Annotated in this window: 24 protein-coding genes and 1 riboswitch; of the genes, 10 read left to right on the top strand and 14 right to left on the bottom strand. The window is 41.5% G+C overall.

Going from position 1 to position 21,342, the window contains the following annotated elements:
* Positions 1-94: 94 nt before the first annotated feature.
* Genes tsaD through PGH07_RS09165 form a run of 5 tightly spaced genes read right to left on the bottom strand, consistent with a single transcriptional unit; the run spans position 95 to position 4,865 of the window.
* Positions 95-1,108 (bottom strand): tRNA (adenosine(37)-N6)-threonylcarbamoyltransferase complex transferase subunit TsaD, encoded by a 1,014-nt coding sequence (tsaD, locus tag PGH07_RS09185; RefSeq protein ID WP_289414155.1) that lies wholly within the window; start codon positions 1,106-1,108, stop codon positions 95-97.
* The gene (locus PGH07_RS09180) at positions 1,105-1,650 is read right to left on the bottom strand and encodes an RBBP9/YdeN family alpha/beta hydrolase (protein WP_289414154.1); all 546 of its coding nucleotides are present in this window, start codon (positions 1,648-1,650) and stop codon (positions 1,105-1,107) included. The genes tsaD and PGH07_RS09180 overlap by 4 nt, the downstream gene beginning before the upstream one ends.
* A complete protein-coding gene (gene dxr, locus PGH07_RS09175) occupies positions 1,637-2,704 on the bottom strand; it encodes a 1-deoxy-D-xylulose-5-phosphate reductoisomerase (protein ID WP_289414263.1) in 1,068 nt (355 codons plus the stop codon). The genes PGH07_RS09180 and dxr overlap by 14 nt, the downstream gene beginning before the upstream one ends.
* A gap of 11 nt (positions 2,705-2,715) precedes the next feature.
* Positions 2,716-3,474 (bottom strand): phosphatidate cytidylyltransferase, encoded by a 759-nt coding sequence (locus PGH07_RS09170; RefSeq protein WP_289414153.1) that lies wholly within the window; start codon positions 3,472-3,474, stop codon positions 2,716-2,718.
* A gap of 47 nt (positions 3,475-3,521) precedes the next feature.
* Positions 3,522-4,865, bottom strand: a complete 1,344-nt coding sequence (locus tag PGH07_RS09165; protein ID WP_289414152.1) for an NFACT RNA binding domain-containing protein — start codon at positions 4,863-4,865, stop codon at positions 3,522-3,524.
* 94 nt (positions 4,866-4,959) lie between these two features.
* On the opposite strand from PGH07_RS09165, the gene leuC reads away from it, so the two are divergent.
* Positions 4,960-6,240, top strand: coding sequence for a 3-isopropylmalate dehydratase large subunit (gene leuC / locus PGH07_RS09160; RefSeq protein WP_289414151.1), 1,281 nt, complete (start codon positions 4,960-4,962; stop codon positions 6,238-6,240).
* 9 nt (positions 6,241-6,249) lie between these two features.
* Positions 6,250-6,876 carry a hypothetical protein gene (locus PGH07_RS09155; protein WP_289414150.1) on the top strand — a complete coding sequence of 209 codons (627 nt, stop codon included), beginning with the start codon at positions 6,250-6,252 and terminating at the stop codon, positions 6,874-6,876.
* Between the two features lie 7 nt (positions 6,877-6,883).
* Here PGH07_RS09155 and PGH07_RS09150 read toward each other — a convergent pair whose 3' ends face one another.
* The gene (locus PGH07_RS09150) at positions 6,884-7,132 is read right to left on the bottom strand and encodes a hypothetical protein (RefSeq protein WP_289414148.1); all 249 of its coding nucleotides are present in this window, start codon (positions 7,130-7,132) and stop codon (positions 6,884-6,886) included.
* A gap of 214 nt (positions 7,133-7,346) precedes the next feature.
* Here PGH07_RS09150 and PGH07_RS09145 point away from each other — a divergent pair, with 214 nt between their 5' ends.
* The gene (locus tag PGH07_RS09145; protein ID WP_289414147.1) at positions 7,347-8,045 is read left to right on the top strand and encodes a hypothetical protein; all 699 of its coding nucleotides are present in this window, start codon (positions 7,347-7,349) and stop codon (positions 8,043-8,045) included.
* 57 nt (positions 8,046-8,102) lie between these two features.
* Here PGH07_RS09145 and PGH07_RS09140 read toward each other — a convergent pair whose 3' ends face one another.
* The 6 genes from PGH07_RS09140 to PGH07_RS09115 form a co-directional block, all read right to left on the bottom strand.
* Positions 8,103-8,816 (bottom strand): succinate dehydrogenase/fumarate reductase iron-sulfur subunit, encoded by a 714-nt coding sequence (locus PGH07_RS09140; RefSeq protein WP_289414146.1) that lies wholly within the window; start codon positions 8,814-8,816, stop codon positions 8,103-8,105.
* Positions 8,813-10,414 (bottom strand): FAD-dependent oxidoreductase, encoded by a 1,602-nt coding sequence (locus PGH07_RS09135; RefSeq protein WP_289414145.1) that lies wholly within the window; start codon positions 10,412-10,414, stop codon positions 8,813-8,815. Before PGH07_RS09135 ends, PGH07_RS09140 begins: the two co-directional genes overlap by 4 nt.
* Before the next feature lie 104 nt (positions 10,415-10,518).
* Entirely contained in the window at positions 10,519-11,460 is a 942-nt protein-coding gene (locus PGH07_RS09130; protein ID WP_289414144.1) for a D-2-hydroxyacid dehydrogenase, read from the bottom strand.
* Complete coding sequence (gene purT / locus PGH07_RS09125) at positions 11,460-12,623, bottom strand: formate-dependent phosphoribosylglycinamide formyltransferase (protein ID WP_289414143.1); 1,164 nt, start codon at positions 12,621-12,623, stop codon at positions 11,460-11,462. The genes PGH07_RS09130 and purT overlap by 1 nt, the downstream gene beginning before the upstream one ends.
* A gap of 127 nt (positions 12,624-12,750) precedes the next feature.
* Entirely contained in the window at positions 12,751-12,963 is a 213-nt protein-coding gene (rpsU, locus tag PGH07_RS09120; protein WP_289414142.1) for a 30S ribosomal protein S21, read from the bottom strand.
* A 230-nt stretch (positions 12,964-13,193) separates the two neighbouring features.
* Positions 13,194-13,805: a DUF302 domain-containing protein gene (locus PGH07_RS09115; RefSeq protein ID WP_289414141.1), complete on the bottom strand. Its 612-nt coding sequence runs from the start codon at positions 13,803-13,805 to the stop codon at positions 13,194-13,196.
* A 226-nt stretch (positions 13,806-14,031) separates the two neighbouring features.
* Here PGH07_RS09115 and PGH07_RS09110 point away from each other — a divergent pair, with 226 nt between their 5' ends.
* The 3 genes from PGH07_RS09110 to PGH07_RS09100 are packed head-to-tail and all read left to right on the top strand — an operon-like array spanning position 14,032 to position 16,945.
* Positions 14,032-15,438, top strand: coding sequence for an NAD(P)H-hydrate dehydratase (locus PGH07_RS09110; protein WP_289414140.1), 1,407 nt, complete (start codon positions 14,032-14,034; stop codon positions 15,436-15,438).
* 16 nt (positions 15,439-15,454) lie between these two features.
* A complete protein-coding gene (gene purN / locus PGH07_RS09105) occupies positions 15,455-16,012 on the top strand; it encodes a phosphoribosylglycinamide formyltransferase (protein ID WP_289414139.1) in 558 nt (185 codons plus the stop codon).
* A 27-nt stretch (positions 16,013-16,039) separates the two neighbouring features.
* Positions 16,040-16,945: a TraB/GumN family protein gene (locus PGH07_RS09100; protein ID WP_289414137.1), complete on the top strand. Its 906-nt coding sequence runs from the start codon at positions 16,040-16,042 to the stop codon at positions 16,943-16,945.
* A gap of 11 nt (positions 16,946-16,956) precedes the next feature.
* Here PGH07_RS09100 and thpR read toward each other — a convergent pair whose 3' ends face one another.
* A complete protein-coding gene (gene thpR, locus PGH07_RS09095) occupies positions 16,957-17,469 on the bottom strand; it encodes an RNA 2',3'-cyclic phosphodiesterase (RefSeq protein WP_289414136.1) in 513 nt (170 codons plus the stop codon).
* Positions 17,470-17,540: 71 nt separating this feature from the next.
* Here thpR and PGH07_RS09090 point away from each other — a divergent pair, with 71 nt between their 5' ends.
* Entirely contained in the window at positions 17,541-18,899 is a 1,359-nt protein-coding gene (locus tag PGH07_RS09090) for a DUF2130 domain-containing protein (RefSeq protein WP_289414135.1), read from the top strand.
* A gap of 220 nt (positions 18,900-19,119) precedes the next feature.
* Positions 19,120-19,194, bottom strand: a riboswitch (cyclic di-GMP riboswitch).
* Positions 19,195-19,352: 158 nt separating this feature from the next.
* Positions 19,353-19,676 carry a hypothetical protein gene (locus tag PGH07_RS09085; RefSeq protein ID WP_289414134.1) on the top strand — a complete coding sequence of 108 codons (324 nt, stop codon included), beginning with the start codon at positions 19,353-19,355 and terminating at the stop codon, positions 19,674-19,676.
* Between the two features lie 20 nt (positions 19,677-19,696).
* On the opposite strand, the gene PGH07_RS09080 is transcribed toward PGH07_RS09085, so the two are convergent.
* A complete protein-coding gene (locus PGH07_RS09080) occupies positions 19,697-20,395 on the bottom strand; it encodes an SDR family NAD(P)-dependent oxidoreductase (RefSeq protein ID WP_289414133.1) in 699 nt (232 codons plus the stop codon).
* A gap of 83 nt (positions 20,396-20,478) precedes the next feature.
* Here PGH07_RS09080 and PGH07_RS09075 point away from each other — a divergent pair, with 83 nt between their 5' ends.
* Both PGH07_RS09075 and PGH07_RS09070 read left to right on the top strand, forming a co-directional pair.
* Entirely contained in the window at positions 20,479-20,721 is a 243-nt protein-coding gene (locus tag PGH07_RS09075) for a hypothetical protein (RefSeq protein ID WP_289414132.1), read from the top strand.
* 95 nt (positions 20,722-20,816) lie between these two features.
* Complete coding sequence (locus PGH07_RS09070; RefSeq protein ID WP_289414131.1) at positions 20,817-21,332, top strand: shikimate kinase; 516 nt, start codon at positions 20,817-20,819, stop codon at positions 21,330-21,332.
* Positions 21,333-21,342: the final 10 nt, after the last annotated feature.

The raw sequence follows: 21,342 nt of genomic DNA, 5'->3' as shown, positions 1-21,342 counted from the left end.
GTTATAATAGTAAATATTTTAGCCAAAAAGTGCTTAGAAATGACGTGTAAAATGTCAACACTTTTGTAGAGCTAAAAAATAGAGGAGAGTTAGGCTATAAGAGCATCCCGGCTTGTTGTTTTTTGGTCACAACAACGTCGATCTCATAAGGATCGATAAACTGCTTTTTCTGATAGGCTTCGAGAGCAAAACGTCCTATCATTGCAGCATTGTCCGAGCAGTATTGAAGCGGTGCAACATGAAGGGTTTTGTCAAACTCATTACAGAGGTTTTGATAGGCTTCTCTGATATATTTGTTCGCCGAAGCCCCACCTACGATCGCGAAATCTTTGATCGTTTCGGATTTGAAGATCTTTTTGCTTTTTTGCACCAGATGAAGTTTGAGCGCTTTTTGGAAGCTTGCAGAGAGATCACACTTGTCCTGCTTGCTCATTCCTTCAATCCCGCCAAGCTTTTCGATTTCCAGCCGTACGGCATTTTTCAGCCCGGAAAGAGAAAATGCAATGAGTTTTGAGTTTCGGAGTGGTACAGGTAGATCAAAACGATCTTCATCCCCGTTAAGGGCAAGTGATTCAATGATAGGCCCTCCCGGATATCCAAGTCCCATCATTTTAGCGACCTTGTCATAGCTTTCTCCTACACTGTCGTCCATACTGGTTGCCAGTATCTCCATTCGCTCAAAACTCTCTACACGAATGATTTGTGTATGTCCTCCTGAGATAAGAAGGACCAATAGAGGCAAAGTGGTCTCTTTTTCAATAAAAAGCGAATAGATATGTCCTTTGAGATGGTGTACAGCGATCAATGGAATCTTCTGAAGTGATGCAATCGTCTTTGCCATAGCGATCCCCTCAAGCAAAGTGACACCCAAGCCCGGCTGGTTCGTGACAGCTACTGCTTTGAGTTTATCAAAATAGGGCTTGGTCTCTTCAAGGAGTTTGGGAAGTGTTACTGCATGAAGTCTGGAAGCAAGTTCCGGTACGACGCCTCCATAACAGGCATGTTCTGCTTCTTGGGAGATTTTTTTGTGGAAGAGAACCTTTTTGGTTGCTATCTCTGTGATCGCCAGTGAGCTGTCATCACAGCTTGATTCAATACTTAAAATCATTTTTTCTCCATTACCAGATTCTCTATTAGTTCCCATTTTCCATATCCGCTGTCAGCATTGATATGTCCCGCATTTTCAATGACTTTTAGCGGTATATTGTAATGAGATGCGATTTTTGCTGCTTCGTCAACACTTACCCAAGGATCATTATCAGAGACGATCATATGAACCTCTTTTGCATGTAAAGAAGTCGGCATAGGTGCAGGGAAGAAGGTCTTGATCGTTTTCTCTTCTGTGTCTAGACTTGGAGGTGAGACCATAAAAAGACGCTCTACCGTATTCATTCCATCTTCTTCACAGAGCCATAACCAGAGTGTATTTGCCAAAGAGTGGCAGACCACGGTATCGGGTTTAAACTCTTTTAGTAACTGCATCACCTGTGTAACCCAACGGTTTTTGCTTGGGAAATGACAGTTATCTAAAAGCGGAAAAGAGACCGTACCATAGTTTCTTGCAACTTCTGCAGCAAGTTCTGCCTGCCAGTGCGGCGCATCACTCCCACCCCATCCATGCAGGATAAGTACTTTATCATTTCTTGACATAAGCCCGTACCTCTTTATCTATTGCAATGATCTCATCAATTGTATCGGCTTTGAAATTCTCAAACTTTTTATACGCATCCAGTACCATTTCACTCATTCCAAAAAAACTGCACTGCTCACGTTTAAAGGCTTCGATCGCTTCTTCATTGGCTGCGTTGACCACTACACCAAGATGCGGATTTCCCAGGATATGCTCCTTGATCTGCCAAATAGGATATCTTCGCTCTTCTATCGGTAGGAATTCAATACTGCCCATTGTCAGCAAATCTGTAGGAGGCAAGATCGGTTCGGTGACCTCTCCTCGCAATGCAAAAGCGATAGGCAGCTTCATATCTACTCCTGCAAAGTGTGCTGTTGTTGAGCCGTCTTTAAACTCAGCCAATGCATGAACCATGGATTTCTTTTCGATCAGGGCATCGATATCAGTCGTATCAAAGAGCCATTTGGCTTCCAGCAGTTCAAAAAGTTTATTGGTCATGGTCGCTGAATCAATCGTAATCTTGTCACCCATCGACCAGTTGGGGTGTTTGAGCGCATCTGCAAAGTTTGCATTTTTCATCTTTGCGATCTCCCACTCTCGGAATGCTCCTCCACTGGCCGTGATATAAAGTTTGGAGAAGGGACGGTCGTTCATCAGGTACCAAAGTCCAAAGTGCTCCGAATCAATCGGAGTGATCAGGGACATATCAATGAATTCACCGGCAACTACCAGTGACTCTTTATTGGCAAGTGCCACTTTTTTACCAAGGCTTGTTGCTTTGAGTGTAGGAGCCAACCCAACATATCCCACTAAAGCATTGACGACTGTCTCGCTTTTACTCTCTTCGATTGCTTCCAAGATCGCTTTACTCCCTGCCCTTACATCGGTGTGGTTGACCTTGGCTCTGTCTGCCTCATTGGCAATAACAACTGTTTTAGGATGATGCTCTGCGATCTGTTCGTTGAGCAGATCAATATTGTTGCCTGCTACCAGTGTTTCTATCGCGATATTGTATCGCTTGGCAATGATCAGTGTATTGACTCCGATAGAGCCGGTAGAGCCCAGTAGTACAATGCTTTGCATACTTAGATCAGTGCTCTCAGGGAGATCAACATCATGATAGAACCGAAGAGGTAACCATCAATGCGGTCAAGTACACCACCATGTCCTGGAAGGATATCTCCCGAGTCTTTGACCTCTGCTTCACGTTTGAGGTAAGACTCGAACAGATCACCAAATACTGATGATGCAGAAGTAAAGAGTGTCACAAATACAGCGATCCAAAACGGTACTATATAGGCACCGATCGCACTTCCGATCAATGTTGCAAAGAATAGACCTCCATATACACCTTCAAGTGTTTTGTTTGGAGAAGTATCCGAGAACTTTGTCTGCCCGAACTTTTTACCGGTGAAGTAGGCTCCCGTATCCGTCAAAGTGATAGTGATAACCAACCATAGTATCGTCATCATGCCAAAATCCTGGTAAAGCGTCAAGATAAAGAGCATTCCGCTGACTGGATAGAGAAACGGCAGGATAAGTTTTTTATCAAAGTTGTGAAAATAGGCAATAGCAGCACCAAAGATTACCGCAATAAAGAAGAACAGGTCATCAGGATTTGGGTAAAAATAGGCAATGACCCAGATAAAAACCGCCCAGAAGTAAGCACTGTTGGATTGAAGTTCAAAGAGTCTCATCGCTTCAAAAAAAGCAATGATATAGATTGCACCCAAAAATATCCATGTCAGTGTAAAATTATCGATCAATCCAATAAATAAGACGAGAGTGAATAGTCCCACGCCGGTAACCCAGCGCTTTTGATACTGAGATAGGTTTTCTATCATTGTTGTGTCCTGATTTTAATATGGATAATATTATATCAGATGGTGAGTTATACTCTGATTTCTACACCCTCTTTGGTCACATGGATGGTGTGGTATTGATTGTAAAGGACATTGGATCCCTCTTGGACCTTGACAAATTTTCGTTTGGTATAGTCTACTTCGTAATCCCCCGGATTTTTTACAGAAAAGTCTACACAGAGTTTGGCCGCAGCCTGAATGACCGATTCTGGCAGATTTTGTTTGTCCGTACGGATAATCACGTGCGAAGAAGGGATATCGCGTACGTGCATCCAAACATCATTGGCCTTGGCAAGCTGAAGCAGTTTTTGGTTTTCTGTGCTGTTGCGGCCGACAAGTACTTTATAGTCTTCGATCCAGAAGAGCTCTCCCTCTTTGAGTTTCTCTTTTTTCCTCAGGGATTTTGCACGCTTTGGTACAAGAAGTTCCAGTTCATAAGGGGTTTGAGCCTGCTCTAGAGCATAGTAGATGTTTTCATAAAATGCTTTTTTGCTCTCCAGGTTACTCTTTTCGATATGGACATTTTTCGCTTTGTTCTTGGCACGTTTGGAGAGGTTGAAGTAGTAGTCTGAAAGTCTGTTGGTCTTTATATCTTTAGGAAAAGGGATAGTCACCTGATGGCCCTCAAAGTCATAAGTCTCCAGCTTTTTATCGTAGGGTTTGATCTGGTAGAGATTTGCCAGGATGAGGTTGGCATAATTGGTATATTTTACTGATTCAGCTTCAAGATCTGTTTCACTTGGCAGATTATCGACGAGCTGTTTGAGTTTATCGATCTTTTTTTGTGTAGCGGTAAGTTTTTGTTTTTTGAGCTCTCTTAGTTTTTTTGACTGAACTAAAGAAAAGTTATCTTCCAGGAATGCATCGACATCATTGAGTTCACCTTGTTCCTCTTTGCTCTCAAAGGGGGGCAACTCAAGCAACTCAACACCAGGGCGTATGACCCTGAAAGAACTTTGTGCATCTATATGTCTGAGTGCTTCAATGATGATCCCGTGTTCATCTAAAAGTATGGCATTGGTATTTTTCCCGGTAAATTCCAGTTGCAGCACTACGACTTGATCTTTATAGGAGCTTTTAGGGGCGACTTTGATCCGTAGTATACGGTCGTCACCGGGTACTTCGATAGAGAGGATTCTGCTGGCTGCAAGCAGTGAATGAAGCAGGGCATCAAAAGGTGCGTTATAGCTTTGCATAGGCCGTTGGGAGGGTGCTTTATAGACAAAGCTGTGTCCTCTGGTCATATTGAAAAAGTAGCTCTCGTTTTTATCAAAGACAAGCTCTATGGTATTGTCCTCCACGCGTCTTGCACGGCTAATGAAACTAAAGTCGTTCAGTCGTTTGGCGATGGCCTGTAGTTCGTACAATTTCATGGAGATACCTTAGTGGAAATAATAGTGAAATTCTAACATAAAAAAATTTCGATATAATTCGCGTAATTTACAATGTATTATCAAGGATAACATAATGGGTCAAACTATTACAGAGAAGATCTTTTCAGAACATGCCGGACATGAAGTAAAGGCTGGAGAGATCGTAAGAGTAGATATCGATATGATCATCGGTAATGATATCACTACACCGATCTCTATTAAAGCATTTGAAGAGAGCGGAGCGACAAAACTTGCAAGACCGGATAACTTCTGTATCGTTATGGATCACTATATCCCGGCTAAAGATATCGCTTCGGCAAACCAGGCAAAGATCAGTAGAGATTTTGCATATAAGCATGATATGAAATATTTCTTTGATGAGAAGGATATGGGTATCGAGCATGCATTGCTTCCTGAAAAAGGTCTTGTGGTCCCTGGTGATGTGATCATCGGTGCGGACTCTCATACGTGTACACATGGTGCGCTTGGTGCATTCTCAACAGGTATGGGTAGTACAGACCTTGCGTTTGGTATGATCACAGGGGGTAACTGGTTCAAAGTACCTGAAACGATCAAAGTTGAGCTTACAGGTAAGCCGGGTAAACATATCTACGGTAAGGATATCATCCTTGAGCTTATCCGTATGATCGGTGTGGATGGTGCACTTTATAAAGCGATCGAGTTCACAGGTGAAGCAGTACAGTACCTCAGTATGGCAGATAGATTTTCGATTGCGAACATGGTGATCGAAGCAGGTGCTAAAAACGGTATCTTTGCTGTGGATGATGTGACACTTAAATATCTTGAAGAGAGAAAAGCTGAAAACGGTGGACTTAGAGCAGAGCCGAAGATCCACTATGCAGATGCAGACGCAAACTACTGCCAGACACTTACTATCAATACAGCAGCACTTTCTCCGGTAGTTGCGTATCCGTTCTTGCCGGAAAACGGTAAGCCGATCGAAACAGCAGTAGCAGATGATCTTAAGATCGATCAAGTGATGATCGGTTCTTGTACGAATGGACGTATCGAAGACCTTAGAATTGCTGCAGAGATCATGAAGGGTAAACGTGTGGCAAAACATACACGTATGATCGTAACACCGGGTACACAGAAGATCTTGCTTCAGGCACAGCATGAAGGATTGATCGATATCCTTATCAATGCAGGTGCAGTCGTATCCAACCCGACATGTGGTGCTTGTCTTGGTGGATATATGGGTATTCTTGGGGATGGAGAGCGATGTGTTGCTACGACTAACCGTAACTTCGTAGGTCGTATGGGTGCGAGAACTTCCGAGATCTATTTGGCGAACTCGGCAGTAGCAGCAGCTTCAGCGATCGCAGGAAAGATCGTAGATCCAAGAGATATCTAATTTTTTGTTTTGAAAAAGCCTAAGTTTAGTCATCTTTTCCCCAAAGAGAAGACTGAACAACGACATTTGCCTACCAAACCTGCCAAAAAGGCAGTGTTGGTACTCTTTACGCTTTTTTTACTTCTCTATATCAATTATAAACCTTATCTAACGACTCCGCATCATATCACTAGTATTTCAGAATATTTTTTTACGATCTATCAGTTTATCATCAACCAAACTCTAGGTATCGTACATGAAGGCGGGCATGGGGTATGTTATATCCTGCCTTGTCCAAAATTCATGATGATCAGTATGGGGACGGTTTTCCAATGGCTTTTCCCGTTAGGAATTGCATATTATTACAAAAAAAGAGGTAACCAGACAGCCTTTCTGATAGGGTTGTTTATTTTGGGTATTTCAATGGATTATACCGCATGGTATATGTCTACAGCACATGAGGGAGCGATCCTGCCTGCACACAAATCCTTCCTTGGGGTGGATGCACTGCATGATTTTCACTATATCTTCAGTAGTTTAGGGGTATTGGGGTATGAATCATTGATCTCAGGTATGACAAGGGTCATGGGTTATCTTTTGATGATAGGTGCTGTGATCGGGATGTTTTTTGAGGCATTTTCGAATAAGCATCAGTAATTATTTTTTATCTTTCCACAAAGATCACTTCATCCGGATGGTTCTGATAGAGCATTTGCAAAGCATTGTTGATCTGATCTTCTGAGTTGATATCAATGTCATAGGCACAATCAGTGATGTGAATACCGTCGTTTTTATATTCGGCTATTTCATCTTTTGAGAGAATATGTTGATTGACCCAAATGGTCAGATGTGCAGATTCTCTGAGTTTCATTACTTCATGAAAGCCTTTCTGTGTGAGTACCAATACCACCATGTTTAACCTCCCCTCATTCAGGTTAATTTCACTTAATATAGAGTGTATCTAAATTTATCTGTTAAAAGTTTGTTAGAAGTAAGGCATTATTTCTAACAACCATTGATATAAATTATTGATAGATTTGACTCTGTTAAGTCATTTTTTCATATATTTCATATATTATACATCTGTAAAATTTATTATTGTTGGAGGGTAGGGCGAAAGGTAAAAAATGATTAGAAAAATCCTTTTTGTTCTGCTATTTTTCAGTACAACAATGCAGGCGGGTTATGTCATTCAGCTTGGGCTGTATAAGAACCGTCTGATGCTTCAAAAAATGGTCGATCGTATTGCTCAGACCAAGCTCAAATCAAATGTGACCATAGAAAAACTTGGAGAACTTCACTGGGCTCACTCTCAACCTATAGAAGATAAAGTATCCGCACAACGGGCACTTCTGCATTATAGAAAAGTTTTTAAAGATGCATTTATCAAAGAAGTCTCAGCAAAACAGAACCAAAAAAAAGAGCAGACCAATATCCCTGTTGTCTTAGATCAAATGGTGTCAAAGAAGGGTCATGCAAAACGTGCCAAGAAACGTTCTTTAGAAACATTGTTGAATGGAAATGTCTTTTATGTCTGTTTTGAGGCCGCAGATAAAGAGCTCGTCATAGTAGCATTTGATGGGGATTATATCGAATATAACACAATCATAGGAGATATTCCTTCCTTTAAAGAACGTTACAATGTGATAAATAATCGTTTATATACATTTAAAGAAAAGGTTTCTCAACACTCAGTATACTCAACGCTTGAAGAGGTAAAAGAGAAGTATCTGCTGATCAGCAGCTGGCATAAAAATGAAAAGGTAAATTCCATACGTTATTACTATAAATTAGAGGATGCCTTAGCGTATGTAAAAAGGGGTTAACTCCCCGCATTCGCATCTGCCTTGGGGCATACTCTTTTTAGCAAAGCTCAATTTACCTTAAAATCCAAAACCTCCGCCTCCAAAGTCAGGTGTACCAAAACTCATTTGAGAGAAGCTCGGATCTTCATAACCTTGTTGTACGGAAGTAGAGCGTAGCATGGTGATATCCATCTTTGGGTCGATTCCCTTGGGACATACTGCTGTACATTCACCACATAAGGTACAGTCCCACACACCATTACTCTGTATGTTATCAATGATGCCTTTTACATTCTCTTCACGTTTGTCTACACTGTAGCGGTAAGCACGGGTGAGGGCAAATGGACCTATAAAGTCAGGGTTAACAGCTAATACCGGGCAGGCAGAGTAGCAGCTATCACAAAGGATACAGTCGGTTTGTCTTTCACTCATCTTCTCATCGGCGTGGTTTTGTGCAGCTTCTTGAAAACTGTGCAGCCATGCAGTGGATGTAGAGAGTGTCTTTTTGGCAGGTTGTTTGTCTACTTTGAGATCACGCAATACCGGGTGGTACTGTAACGGCTCGATGATATCGCCGTCTTGTACCTTGTACGCACAGGAGAGCTTTTCCCTCCCGTTCACACGTACCGCACACGTTCCACAGACTGAGGCACGGCACCCCGCACTAAATGTCAGTGTAGCATCCTGTGTGGCTTTGATATGTGTAAGTGCCTTAAGAAGAGTGGTCTCTCCATCGGGAAGGGTATATTCTTGATGCGTATTGGTTTGGCTTCTTAGGATCTTAATTTTCATTGTGCATCCTTGTTCCACTGTAGTACGATATGTTTTTGAAACCTCTCATCATCTTCACATTCAAATCCACGTTTGAAATGTGCACCACGGCTCTCATCTCTTGCTATAGCGGAAGAGATCACCGTAGGAGCGAGAAGCAGGGCATTACTGAACTCCAAAAACTCTATCAGGTTTTGATTATGTGTTGTGGCTTGGTCTTCTATGCCCATCTTTGACAGCGCTACCTGCATTGTGATCACCTCATGAAGAGCATGCTCAAGTTTGTCATTCTCTCGTACGATACCGACTTGATCATAGAAGAGTTTTCCAAGTTTGTCTCTTTCTTCATAGAAATTGATACTGCATTCCTGGCTGTAAATCTTTTCGATATGGGCTTTGTCTTTTTGCAGCTGCGTATCATCTGCAGGTGTGCTTTTGGCAAACATAGCATGTTTATAGGCATTCTCCCCTGCGAACTTTCCAAAGGCTGTGATCTCAAGCAGTGAGTTCCCCCCCAGACGGTTTGCCCCGTGGATTTTTGCATTGGAACATTCACCTACGGCAAAACATCCCTTTATTCCGTTTACTTCAAGGACATCATCCACATCGATCCCTCCCATGGTATAATGTGCTACCGGTTTGATGGGGACAAGTTCAGTTACGGGGTTTACTCCTTCGTGCAGACGACAAAGTTCTACTTCTTGTGGCAGCAGTTCCATCAGTTTTGTTTCACCAAGGTGTCGCACATCAAGAAAGACCTCCTGGCCGGCTTCGAACTGCTCAAAGATCGCACGGGCTACGATATCACGTGGTTTGATCTCATCCACAAATCTTTCCCCATCACTGTTCAACAGATACCCGCCTTCACCTCTAGCTGCTTCTGAGATAAGAAGGCTGGAGTGTTTGAGTGCAGTTGGATGGAACTGTATAAACTCCATATCGCTCACCGCTCCTCCAGCACGCAGTACGGCTGCTATACCATCACCCGTTGAGCCGTATGCATTGGTCGTATAGCCATGGTAGAGTGCCCCGAAACCGCCTGTAGCGATCACTACGGATTTTGCATCGATCTTTACTACTTCACCACTACGGATATCCAGGAAAGTTGCACCTTTGATAGTCCCTTCATGAGTAATGAGATTGAGTAGATAATGCTCTTCTAAAAAGTCAATCCCTTCTTTAAGACAATTGTCATAGAGGGTGTGGAGGATCTTCAGCCCCGTATAATCCTGTGCATAACATGCACGTTTTGCACTCGCTCCACCCATTTGACGCTGTGCGACACTGCTTATACCGCTTTGTCCGTTATCCAAACGTGAGAAAGGGACACCGAGCTGTTCCAGCCACTCGATCACCTGCGGTCCATCTGCACACATTTTTCGTACCATATTCTCATCACAGATACCGTGCGCTGATTTGATCGTATCTGCAATATGTGAGGCAATATGGTCCTCTTCGACATTTCCCAGTGCAGCGTTCATCCCACCTTGTGCCATAGAAGTTTGAGAAGTGGTCGGATAACTCTTACCGACTACCAGTACTGAAGCCCCTTCCTGTTTGGCTGTAAGTGCCGCGCTCAGTCCCGCACCGCCACTGCCGATCACTAAGATATCTACCATGAAAAAATCCTTTTATCCAAGGTTTGAGTTTGTCACACCAATAAAGAGATAAAAGCTGCTGACAATACTCCTGAGTATTGCAAAGATTGTTCTCAAAACCTTTTTTAGCTCAATTCTTTATTTAAAAATGTACTGATATTTCCCACTATGCCTTCCAAAAGCTTAACTCTAGCTTCTTTACTGGTCCATGCTATATGCGGGGTGATAAGCAGTCTCTCTTGTGCTTCGATGTGTAGCAGAGGGTTATCAGTTGGGATAGGTTCTTTTTCTACCACATCCAATCCTGCATAAATAGTTCTGGAATCCAGTTCTTTGGCAAGGTCAGCTTCATTGATGATCCCACCGCGTCCTACATTGATAAGGATACTTTCTTCTTTGAGCAGTTTGAGATTTTCTGCATTGATAAGGTTTTTGGTTTGTTCATTAAGTGGTGCATGGATTGAGATGATCTCACAAGTGCTTAGAAGTTCTTCTAAACTTTGCTGGGTATAGCATGTATCGGTATTTTTCCCTGATGTAGAGTAGTAGCTTACTTTTGCACCGAAGGCTTCAGCAACTTGAGCTACTCCTTTACCTATCTCTCCAAGACCGATGATCCCCCAATTTTTCCCGGCTATCTCAAAAAACGGATGACTTACATCAGTAAAAAGTCCCGAACGGCTCCATTCCTGACTTTTAACACTGTTATCATAATATGCCATCTTTTCCAAAAGATAAAGAGCCATTGCAAATGTATGCTGTACCACTGACTGAGTAGAGTACCCTGCAACATTTTTGACTTTGATACCGATCTGGGCAGCAGCATCCAAGTCAACATTGTTCGTACCTGTCGCCGCAATACAGATAAGTTTTAACAGCGGGCATCGCTGCATATGGAGTTTGCTGATAACAACTTTGTTTGTGATAACGATGGTAGCGTTTCTGATACGTTCATACGTCTCTGAAGGATCAGTGGTTTCATATCTGACAACTTTGCCAAACTGATCTAATACACTGAGATCGAGATCATTACCCAGTGTTTTTGCATCCAGTATAACGATATTCATTAGGCATCCATGATCTGATCTACGATCTGAGTCGCTCTTTTCTTTGCCTCTTCTACTTCATCAAGAACCAGGCTCACTGCCATACGGCGGCCTACGTGTGATTCCGGTTTTCCAAAGACTCTTACAAAACTGTCTTTTGTAAAGGCACTATCAGGGATCTCCAGTGTCGGTGTATGACTCTCATTTTTGGCTTTGTAGGCGCCACATGCACCGCTTCCATAGAAAGTAAAATCAAGTGGAAGCCCGAGTACAGCTCTTACATGCAAAGCAAATTCACTCTGGCTTTGTGTAATGAGTGTAACCATCCCTGTATCATGTGGACGTGGAGAGAGCTCCGAGAAGTATACTTCGTCCCCTTTTACGAAGAACTCCACACCGAAGATACCGCGGCCGCCCAGTCCGTCAGTCACTGCTTTTGCAATATCTTTGGCTTTTTGAAGCGCAATATCGCTCATTTGCATTGGCTGCCAAGAGAGGATAAAGTCCCCGTCTTTCTGTACATGACCGATAGGTTCACAGAAGCTTGTACCTGTTTCGTTACGCACGGTAAGCAGTGTGATCTCATAATCAAACGGGATAAACTCTTCTACGATCAGTTCACTTGCATCACCACGTGCTTCTTTTGCGATCTCCCAAGATTTTTCGATATCATCTGCGCTTCTCGCGATACTCTGTCCGTGTCCTGAAGAACTCATAACAGGTTTAATGACACAAGGGAATCCCATACGCTCGCCGGCTTCCTTGAGCCCTTCAAGCGTAGTAACGAATTCATAGCTGCTTGTTTTAAGACCTAATGTTTCAGCAGCAAAGACACGGATGTTTTTACGGTTCATTGTTTTATTAACCGCTTCAGCATTAGGGATCACATGAAAACCTTTCGCTTCCGCTTCAAATAATGCAGCGATGCTGATCGCTTCAACCTCAGGAAGGATAAATGTCGGCTGCTCTTTTTCGATCAGTTCAAGCACCGCTTCTTTATCTTGCATATTGATCGCATAAGAGCGGTTTGCAACCAGGTGAGCCGGCGCATTTTCATACTTGTCGACCGCGATAACTTCAACACCGAGTCTCTGTGCTTCGATCGCAACTTCTTTACCAAGTTCGCCTGAACCAAGCAGCATGATCTTGATAGAGTTTTGTTGTAGTGGAGCTGTATATGTCATAGGAAAACCTTTGAAAAAATAATTAGAATTATTTTACCGAAAAGTTAAATAAGGCGTAATGAGTTTGGATAAAAAATGAATAATATAGAGGTTGAAGTCACAGGGCAAAAGCCCTGTGAAGATATGATTAGAGTCTTGACTCGTATCTTCTAAGCATGAAAAGTTTCTTGAGGATCTTCTTTCTAGTAGCGATCTTCTCTTTCTTTTTCTTCTCTGTAGCTGTCTCATAGTGTTTACGAGCTCTTGCTTCAGTTACGATAAGGTTTCTATCACACTGTCTTTTGAACTTTCTGTACGCATCATCAAATGAATCACGTGAAGTTAGTTTAATTCCTGGCATTTCAAGCACCCCCTTCCTTATCAAAATTTTCTGCGTTTAGAACGGCAGAAGGGATAAAAGTAAAGCGGATTATACCGATTTAATTTTAAGATATGCTAAACCTGTAGATGGATGGGTGAAGAAGTACTATTTTGTGGACATTTTATAGTTGTATGTTGTCGGTTATTGAAGTGATATAAAAGAAAAATGTAGAGTAAGCTGCGTACTTGGCAGCTTACTCTGTAAGAAGATTATAGTTCTTCGAGTGCAGCAGATTTTTCCAGCATTGCATACATACCGGTTCTTACTTCATTCGCAAGCTCTAGCAAATCCGGAGATAACGGACGTCCTCCATTGATCATAAGCTCCATACTCATTGTATAGATCCAGATCTCACCCTTGTCATTTTCAACAAAACCTACTCTACAAGGCATGAATCCAATAAATTCGCCTGAGTGTGTCAAGAATTTATCAGCAATAGTAGGAGAACAATAAGAACGGATATGTGTCAGTTTCCCACCATCTTTAAAGAGTTTACCCTCTCTTGGCATGGTTTTTTGGTCTACCATTGAAAGTCCATGTTCATTGGCTACTTCATCCATGATCTCTAGAGCATTTGCAAATGCTTCTTGTTTCGTCATGCCCTCAGGGATGATTAGTTGCTTTTTACGGATCATTCCTTTAGCCGGATCACCTGTTTCAAGTACCTTATCAAACATTTTCATATATTCTGGCAATGCTTGAGGGTCAAGTTGAGCAGCCTGTCCTATTCTTGTTCCCAGATCAAACTTTACGAATGCAAAGATTACTGCAGCTACTACCAAAAACCCAATAACGCTAAAAAGATTTTTTAAAAAATTCATGTTGTCCCTTTCCTTTTACGAGGATTAGTTATATTTTCTAATCTCAGTATGTGCAATGATATAAAAGTATATTTTAAATATTGATTAACTTTATTGATCATGATAAATTATATAGATAAATATAAATAAAATATATTAATGTCTTAAGAAAATATTATCAAAGAACTATTTTGATAGCTTTTGTTTAGAATTTATGATAAAATCGAAAGATAGTGAGGAGGTGAAGATGCAAAAAGTATTTAAGTCCTGTGATAAGCTTGATCAGAAGTGTTATGAGTCCTATATAACAGAAGATATACTGATGGAACATGCAGCGATGGGTATGGAAAAGTACATTCGTACGCATTTTGCACCTGGTAATTCTGTATTGATCGTTGCCGGACCCGGTAACAATGGTGCAGACGGTATCACACTGGCCCGACTTCTCTATCATGATTATGAAGTAAAACTACATCTTCCTTATGGCATAAAATCTCTGATGCCAAAACTTCAGCTAAAAAGGGCCAATGCATTAGGAATTGAGGAGACAGAAGAGTTAGAAGATGCAGATGTGATCGTAGATGCTCTATTTGGTGCTGGACTCAATCGCCTTTTAGATGATCTATCGATACAGCTTATACATAAAATGAACAGTTTTAAGGGACATAAGATCGCTTGTGATATTCCTACGGGGGTAGCAGAAGATGGCACGCTGATGCCACTGGCTTTTAATGCTGATACTACATTGACAATGGGGGCCTATAAAGAAGCTCTCTATCTTGATGAAAGCAAAGACGTCATCGGAAAAGTAGAACGGATCAACCTGGGTATGAGCAGTCAGCTGTATGAAGGAGAGAGCGATACGTTTGTCCTGGAACCTGAGGATATGAAACTTCCTACCAGAGATAAAGAGGCGACACATAAAGGCACTTTTGGCCATGCAGCGATCTTTACAGGAGAAAAAGAGGGTGCAGGTATCATTGCAGGTACTGCGGCGACACGTTTTGGTGCAGGACTGACTACATTGGTGATCCATGAGAAGATCATGGCACCACCTTATCTGATGCATGCTACTACCGTACCGGATAATGCTTCTGCTTTAGCCATCGGTATGGGGCTTGGAGGACATTTTGAAGAAGAGTTTTTGCAAAAATATGTGATCAATTCACACCTTCCTATTGTACTGGATGCAGATGCGCTCTCTTCTATGTTGTTACTCTCCATTATAGAGCAAAGAGACAGAGAGATTGTACTTACCCCACACCCTAAAGAGTTTGTTTTGCTATGGATGATACTTACAGGTGAAGTTTTAAAAGTTTCTGAAGTTCAGGCTAAACGTTTTGAAATGGTACGGATGTTCAATCATAAATACCCTCATGTCACACTTCTGCTCAAAGGTGCCAATACGTTGATCATGCAAGAGGAAAATCTCTATATCAATCCACTAGGATGTACAAAACTCAGTAAGGGAGGCAGCGGTGATGTGCTCAGTGGATTGATCGTCTCATTGCTCGCACAAGGTTATCCTGCAATTGATGCAGCCATTCATGGCTCACTTGCTTTGGCTATAGCTGCACAAAACTATCAAGGAGCAAGTTATGCGATGCTTGCTACAGACCTTATCGATGAGGTAGCCAAACTTGAGTTGTGCTAAGCACTAAAACGCTACAATGCGCTCTATGAAGAGAATAGCAGTACTTTTTAGTGGCACAGGAAGCAACTTTGCCCACATTATCAATACCTTACATAAGCAGGAAGTTGAGATTGCCGTAGCACTTACCAACAATCCTGAAGCCGGAGGGATCCAGCTTGCCAAAGAACATGGTATTCCGCTTGAGATCATTGATTCAAAAGCTTACGATAGTAGAGAAGCATTTGACAGTGCAGTGATAGAAAGACTTCGCCCTTACGGTGCAGACCTGACAGTGCTTGCAGGGTTTATGCGTATTCTTACTCCGGTATTTACCGACCAGATCAAATGTATCAATCTCCATCCTTCCCTTCTTCCAAGGCATAAAGGGCTTAAATCAATAGAGCGAAGTTATGAAGATGAGTATCCTACGGGTGGCGTTTCTGTACACTGGGTAACTTCTGAACTAGACGGAGGGGAGATCATACTGCAAAAAGAGGTAGCCAAAGAGGGGCTTAGCTTTGAAGAGTATGATGAGAAGGTACGTGCGATTGAGAAAGTAGCATTGGAAGAAGCGATACGAAAAGCTTTAGATTAATCTAGTATAAAAAGAGGGGGAAGAGAAATGAAACTACAAAATATCATCTTTATTACAATTATCGGATTTTTTTTAACTGCTTGTACAGAACCAAGCTTGGAAAGTTCGTCTGAAGGACTTAACTCACAGCCGGCTTTATGGGTAGCAACCAGTAAACAAAGTACAGTGTATTTATTTGGTTCGGTACATGTATTACCTAAAGAAGTGAAATGGTATGGGCCAAAACTCAGAAAAAGTTTTGAGTCATCGGATGAATTGGTCTTTGAGACAATTTCAAGTGAAGCAAACAAGAAGGACTATATTGCTTATGGTAAAGAGCATGGTTTGTTGCCAGATGGTAAAGTGATTAGTGATTATCTCACAGATACTGAGTATAAAAGGTATACAGAGATTGTTGAGTTGGCTAAAATGGATAAGTATTTTGCCAATAGAATGAAACCGTGGCTCTTTTATCTTAGCTTGAATGCTGTGGCAACGAAAGAGTTAAGCCGTTACGGTGTCGATGGGATATTTGAAAAAGAAGCAGTAAAAAGAGGAAAGAGAGTTGCAAGTTTGGAGAGTGTTCAAAGGGCTCTTTCATCACTTTCCTCTACACCGTTAACAACAGATATCAAGAACCTCAAAAAGATGCTCAATAAAAAAGAGAGTAAAGAGAGCAGAAAAAAAGACGTATTGAAAAGAATTGAATTACTTGTATCATGGGCAACTGGTGATACGGCCAGAACCGAACGTTTATTGGCAGAAGAGACACCGGGTAACATGTATAACAATATCATAGTAAACCGTAACAACCATTGGTATCCAAAAATCAAAAAATACCTGAAAAAAGAACAAACAACTATGATCATAGTAGGTCAAGCACATCTTATCGGACGTGGAAATCTTATTAGTAAATTAAAAAGAGATGGATATAAGGTAGAAAGAGTGCAGTAGTATCACCTTTATCAGTTTGAAGGTGATACTGTATTGACCTCATAAATACTTTGATACTCCAACCCTTTGGAGGTCCGTTTACTCTCATACAAAGAAATCTGGGGCAAGATGATCCCCAGCTTCTTCTCTCTATACTCTTTCATCTTCTCTTTATAAGCTTTATAATCATGTATGACTTTGATACGGCAGAGAGTGATATGAGGTTTGAAGCGGTAGAGATCAAAGCCTGCTTCTTTAAGATGACGGGCTTTCTCATAAAGTAATTTTTGTTCTGCCCTTGCAAAGAAGATCTTGGGAGGCCTGCCGAAGTATCCTAGCTCTGCGATCTGCACTTCACTTTCGAGATCGGTAAGTGATGACATCCTTGCAATAGTAGACTTGGCTTTAGGTATCTCCCCTAAAAAGACCCAGGTCATGTGTAGGTTCTTCTCTTCTACCCATGTACCTTCGATGATATCTTTGAAATCTTCTTTGATGGCGTCATAATTATCGAGAAGTACCGGGGAAGCGATGAAGAGTCTCATGGATATTCTTTTTTGGTTTATTATAGCAGATATGACAAATTGAGATAATAGTATGGATTTCTCATCTTAGTATGGCACAATTAGATGAATGGATACTCTTAGGAGAAAAAGAAATGAGCAACACAACTATAAAATGCCCTAACTGCGGTACACAGATCGATATCGATGAGATCTTCTATCATCAGATCGAAGAGAAGTTCAAACAACAGCATCTTCTGGAACAAAAGAAGCTGCAAGATGAGATAGAGGCGAAACGTAAAGAGTACAAAACATTTCTTGACCAACTTAAAGCAAAAGAAGAAGCTCTACTTGAAGAGAAAGAGAAGTTTGATGAGCAGTTGCGCAAGGCCACCAATGCATTGCTAAAACAAGAGAGAAACAAACTCTATGATGAGATCAAAAAAGAGCTTGCTCTGGAGCAGAGCGAGTCAGTCGCACTGCTGCAAAAGGAGATTGCCCAAAAGTCTGCTCAGGTGCAGGAGCTGGGTGCGGCTAAGATCATGATCGAACAGCTTAAGCGTGAGAAAGAAGAGGCCGCAATGGCAGCGAAGCTGGAAGCGCAAAAATCTTTGAATGAAGAGTTGAGGTTGGAAAAAGAGAAGCTGTCAAAAATGGCTGAGGAAGAGAGGGAGCGTATCGTCAAGCAGGTGGCTGAAGAGAACGAACTGAAATTGAAGGCCAAAGACGAGCAGATGGAACAGCTCAAACGCAGTCTTGAAGATGCAAAACGCAAAGCCGAGCAGGGAAGCATGCAGGTGCAGGGTGAAGCACTGGAGCTGACCATTGAGAGCTGGCTCTCTACACAGTTTCCTTTTGACACTATCGAAGAGGTCAAAAAAGGTGCATACGGTGCAGATTGTATCCAGACGGTTCATACAAGAGAAGTGCAAAACTGCGGGCTTATCTGCTATGAGAGTAAGAATACCAAGGCATGGAGTGAAGGATGGATCAGCAAGCTCAAGCAGGATATGCTGAAAGTCAATGCCGATATCGGTGTGCTTGTTACTTCTGTATACCCAAGCGGTATGGATCGTATGGGTTTTGTGGAGGGAATCTGGGTCTGTAGTCTTGATGAGTTCAAGGGGTCTGTTTCGCTGCTTCGTGAAAGTCTGATACGTGTACATGCAACACTGCAAAAAGAGGAAAACAAAAGTGACAAGATGACACTGCTTTACAACTACCTAACAGGCAATGAATTCAATATGCAGTTAAGATCAATCGTTGATGGATTTATGCAGATGCAAGCAGAACTGGATAAAGAGAGACGTTCGCTGATGGCAAGCTGGAAACGGCGTCAAAAGCTGATAGACGGTGTACTGCAAAATACTACGGAGATGTACGGTTCACTGCAGGGAATCGCCGGGCATGCTGCATTGGGACATATCGATGCACTGGAATTGTATGAGGATGAAAATCTTTTGGAAGAGTAAATGAACTTCTGAAAATGAATTGATGTTTTATTGCATGGTGAAAAACTGGATAGTTGAAGCAATGTTAGACGTTTATGGTAACCTTCAGGAAAAAAGGGAGGGAGGGACTAAAGGATCACTGCATAAACGCCCAATCTTGCTTATTAAAAACGAAGTAAAAAAATATGTGGAAAACTTGTGAAAATTAGGAATAGTAGAATATATAGATAAGTCTATAATATCTGGCAACCCGGCTATCTACTTGAGACCCGTGGCTTTCCGTCCTTGCTTCACAACAAGTTTGGCACAACAAATAATACTGATTTTTAATAGGTGTATTATAGTGCATCAAACTTTAAGTAAATCTTAAAAATACAATATATTCTTTTTTTATTTGATCATAGCGTTAAATTAGAGATTGGATATAATGCATCTTATGTTGATCTCATGAGCGGATCAAAAAGGAGTAAAGGGATGCAAAAGTATGATGATACGCAAACAAAAATAGGGCTTTACCTCTATTTTGTTCTATATCAGATCTTTATGCTGTTGATCGTTTATGCAGTGGTTTATACTGCTTTTATCGCCTTACGTTTAGCAATCGAAAAATACGATCTGACCCTTATGGCTTATTTTCCGGCAGTACTTGCCGTAGCTGGGTATCCGGTGGCACTCTATAAAACAAGAAAACAATTTCAACAAGAGAAAAGATTACGGGCTGTGGCATGGGTGATGGCATGGGCCTGGGTGATCATCATCGGGCTTTACTGGCATCTTTCTCAAATCACGATATCTTAAAAAGAACAATAAAGTTTGGTTTAGTCGTTCATTGTCCTTATATCCACAAAACTGCCGCTTTCATACTCATGGAGTTTTGGGAAGGTGTTTATAAGCAAGAGAGCAGCTTCCTTTGGTGACTGGATCTTTCCGCTTTTGAGTCGGGATACGGAAGGATATTTTCTCTCATCGATAGTGTGAATGATATGGCGGACCATGTCAGTATCAATCACTCCTGGTGCAAGAGAAGTGAAATGTATGTCAGGTAACTCTTTGGCATAAACGTTTAGAAGCATATTGAGTGAAGATTTGGAAAGTGAGTAGGTACCCCATCCTTTGGGTCCACTCACCGAAGCCCCCGAACTGATACCTACAATCTGTTGAACAAAGGCATATTGGCTTAAGGTATCAATGATCTCTTTGTTGGCCCATACATTGACCTCCATGACCTCTTTGATCTGCATCAGATTGGTCTGATTGAGCGGTTTGATATCCCCTAAGACCCCGGCATTGAGAATAGCGATCTCAAAAGTTCGTTTCTGTATGAACTCTTTGAGCGACTCTTTGAGCATATAGGTATGAGAAAGATCATAGGGGAAGAAGAAAAAGTTAGGATTTTTATCAAGTATAGAAGGGACTTTTCTTCCTACGGCATAGACTTTATAGCCTTGTGAAAGATAGGCAGCTGCTAGAGCATTTCCCAATCCTGTATTGACACCGGTAATGAATATATTTTTCATCTGTATCCCTTTTGTTTGGTAGCTGTGTTATAATTATAGCAGAAGAAAAAGATTGCTGTTGATCGATAAAAAAAGGATGAAGAATGAGTAATAAAGAAAGCAAAAGTATTGAAGAACGTATAGAACGCATCCATAAAATGGCAAAAGAGCATTTTGGAGAAGTACGTTTTGTGGGGATCAAGCTTCATACTAAGATCGGTTGGGTAGCAAAGATACAGTTTGATGAGTTTGACTCTTTGATCGCAGAGGGAGACAATGCCGAGCTGGCACTGAAAAACCTGAGAAAACGTCTTAAAAAGATCATTGATCGTTACAATATGGTGTAAACAAAAAATAATATATTCAGAGTGAAGTTGTCAAGGGTTGGGTACGATTTAGAGAATGAATCATACATTTATCCTCAAGAAGAAGGTAATAGAGAGTGAAAAAAAACATTATTTTAATCGGATTTATGGGAGTGGGCAAAGGGACAACAGCACGTGCTTTTGCCAAAAAATATGAAGTATATAACATTGATACGGATGATCTGATCGAGTCAAAAGAGAATAAAGAGGTAAAAAAGATCTTCGAGAAGAAGGGTGAAGCATACTTTAGAAAACTCGAACAGAAGACTGCTGATTGGATCATTGACTCGGTACAAGGTACATTGATCAGCTGCGGTGGTGGATTTTATAAGGTGAAAAACCTTCACAAGATGGGGACTGTTGTGTTGCTTGACGCTTCATTTGACTGGATACTCAATCGTCTTAAAACGGCTAAAAACTCTGAATCAAAGCTTGCGAAAAGACCGCTTTTTTCCCAAGAAGCTGAGGCTAAAAAACTGTATGATGAAAGAGAGAAAGCTTATAAGAAAGTGGCGGATGTCATTGTCAACGTAGAGGGAAAATCTTTAGAAGAGATCGTCAAAGAGATTGCTAAAAAATGCAGGGTACAGTAAGGAATATGTA

The organism is Sulfurovum zhangzhouensis (assembly GCF_030347965.1).
Taxonomy (GTDB): Bacteria; Campylobacterota; Campylobacteria; order Campylobacterales; family Sulfurovaceae; genus Sulfurovum; species Sulfurovum zhangzhouensis.
Note: the sequence above shows the minus strand (reverse complement) of the source record. Positions and strands in the feature narration are given on the sequence as shown.

Excerpts from the sequence above, each read along its gene's own strand:
- tsaD (WP_289414155.1), bottom strand. The coding sequence starts at position 1,108 with ATGATTTTAAGTATTGAATCAAGCTGTGATGACAGCTCACTGGCGATC.
- PGH07_RS09180 (WP_289414154.1), bottom strand. The coding sequence starts at position 1,650 with ATGTCAAGAAATGATAAAGTACTTATCCTGCATGGATGGGGTGGGAGT.
- PGH07_RS09170 (WP_289414153.1), bottom strand. The coding sequence starts at position 3,474 with ATGATAGAAAACCTATCTCAGTATCAAAAGCGCTGGGTTACCGGCGTG.
- PGH07_RS09165 (WP_289414152.1), bottom strand. The coding sequence starts at position 4,865 with ATGAAATTGTACGAACTACAGGCCATCGCCAAACGACTGAACGACTTT.
- leuC (WP_289414151.1), top strand. The coding sequence starts at position 4,960 with ATGGGTCAAACTATTACAGAGAAGATCTTTTCAGAACATGCCGGACAT.
- PGH07_RS09150 (WP_289414148.1), bottom strand. The coding sequence starts at position 7,132 with ATGGTGGTATTGGTACTCACACAGAAAGGCTTTCATGAAGTAATGAAA.
- PGH07_RS09145 (WP_289414147.1), top strand. The coding sequence starts at position 7,347 with ATGATTAGAAAAATCCTTTTTGTTCTGCTATTTTTCAGTACAACAATG.
- PGH07_RS09140 (WP_289414146.1), bottom strand. The coding sequence starts at position 8,816 with ATGAAAATTAAGATCCTAAGAAGCCAAACCAATACGCATCAAGAATAT.
- PGH07_RS09135 (WP_289414145.1), bottom strand. The coding sequence starts at position 10,414 with ATGGTAGATATCTTAGTGATCGGCAGTGGCGGTGCGGGACTGAGCGCG.
- PGH07_RS09130 (WP_289414144.1), bottom strand. The coding sequence starts at position 11,460 with ATGAATATCGTTATACTGGATGCAAAAACACTGGGTAATGATCTCGAT.
- purT (WP_289414143.1), bottom strand. The coding sequence starts at position 12,623 with ATGACATATACAGCTCCACTACAACAAAACTCTATCAAGATCATGCTG.
- rpsU (WP_289414142.1), bottom strand. The coding sequence starts at position 12,963 with ATGCCAGGAATTAAACTAACTTCACGTGATTCATTTGATGATGCGTAC.
- PGH07_RS09115 (WP_289414141.1), bottom strand. The coding sequence starts at position 13,805 with ATGAATTTTTTAAAAAATCTTTTTAGCGTTATTGGGTTTTTGGTAGTA.
- PGH07_RS09110 (WP_289414140.1), top strand. The coding sequence starts at position 14,032 with ATGCAAAAAGTATTTAAGTCCTGTGATAAGCTTGATCAGAAGTGTTAT.
- purN (WP_289414139.1), top strand. The coding sequence starts at position 15,455 with ATGCGCTCTATGAAGAGAATAGCAGTACTTTTTAGTGGCACAGGAAGC.
- PGH07_RS09100 (WP_289414137.1), top strand. The coding sequence starts at position 16,040 with ATGAAACTACAAAATATCATCTTTATTACAATTATCGGATTTTTTTTA.
- thpR (WP_289414136.1), bottom strand. The coding sequence starts at position 17,469 with ATGAGACTCTTCATCGCTTCCCCGGTACTTCTCGATAATTATGACGCC.
- PGH07_RS09090 (WP_289414135.1), top strand. The coding sequence starts at position 17,541 with ATGGCACAATTAGATGAATGGATACTCTTAGGAGAAAAAGAAATGAGC.
- PGH07_RS09085 (WP_289414134.1), top strand. The coding sequence starts at position 19,353 with ATGCAAAAGTATGATGATACGCAAACAAAAATAGGGCTTTACCTCTAT.
- PGH07_RS09080 (WP_289414133.1), bottom strand. The coding sequence starts at position 20,395 with ATGAAAAATATATTCATTACCGGTGTCAATACAGGATTGGGAAATGCT.
- PGH07_RS09075 (WP_289414132.1), top strand. The coding sequence starts at position 20,479 with ATGAGTAATAAAGAAAGCAAAAGTATTGAAGAACGTATAGAACGCATC.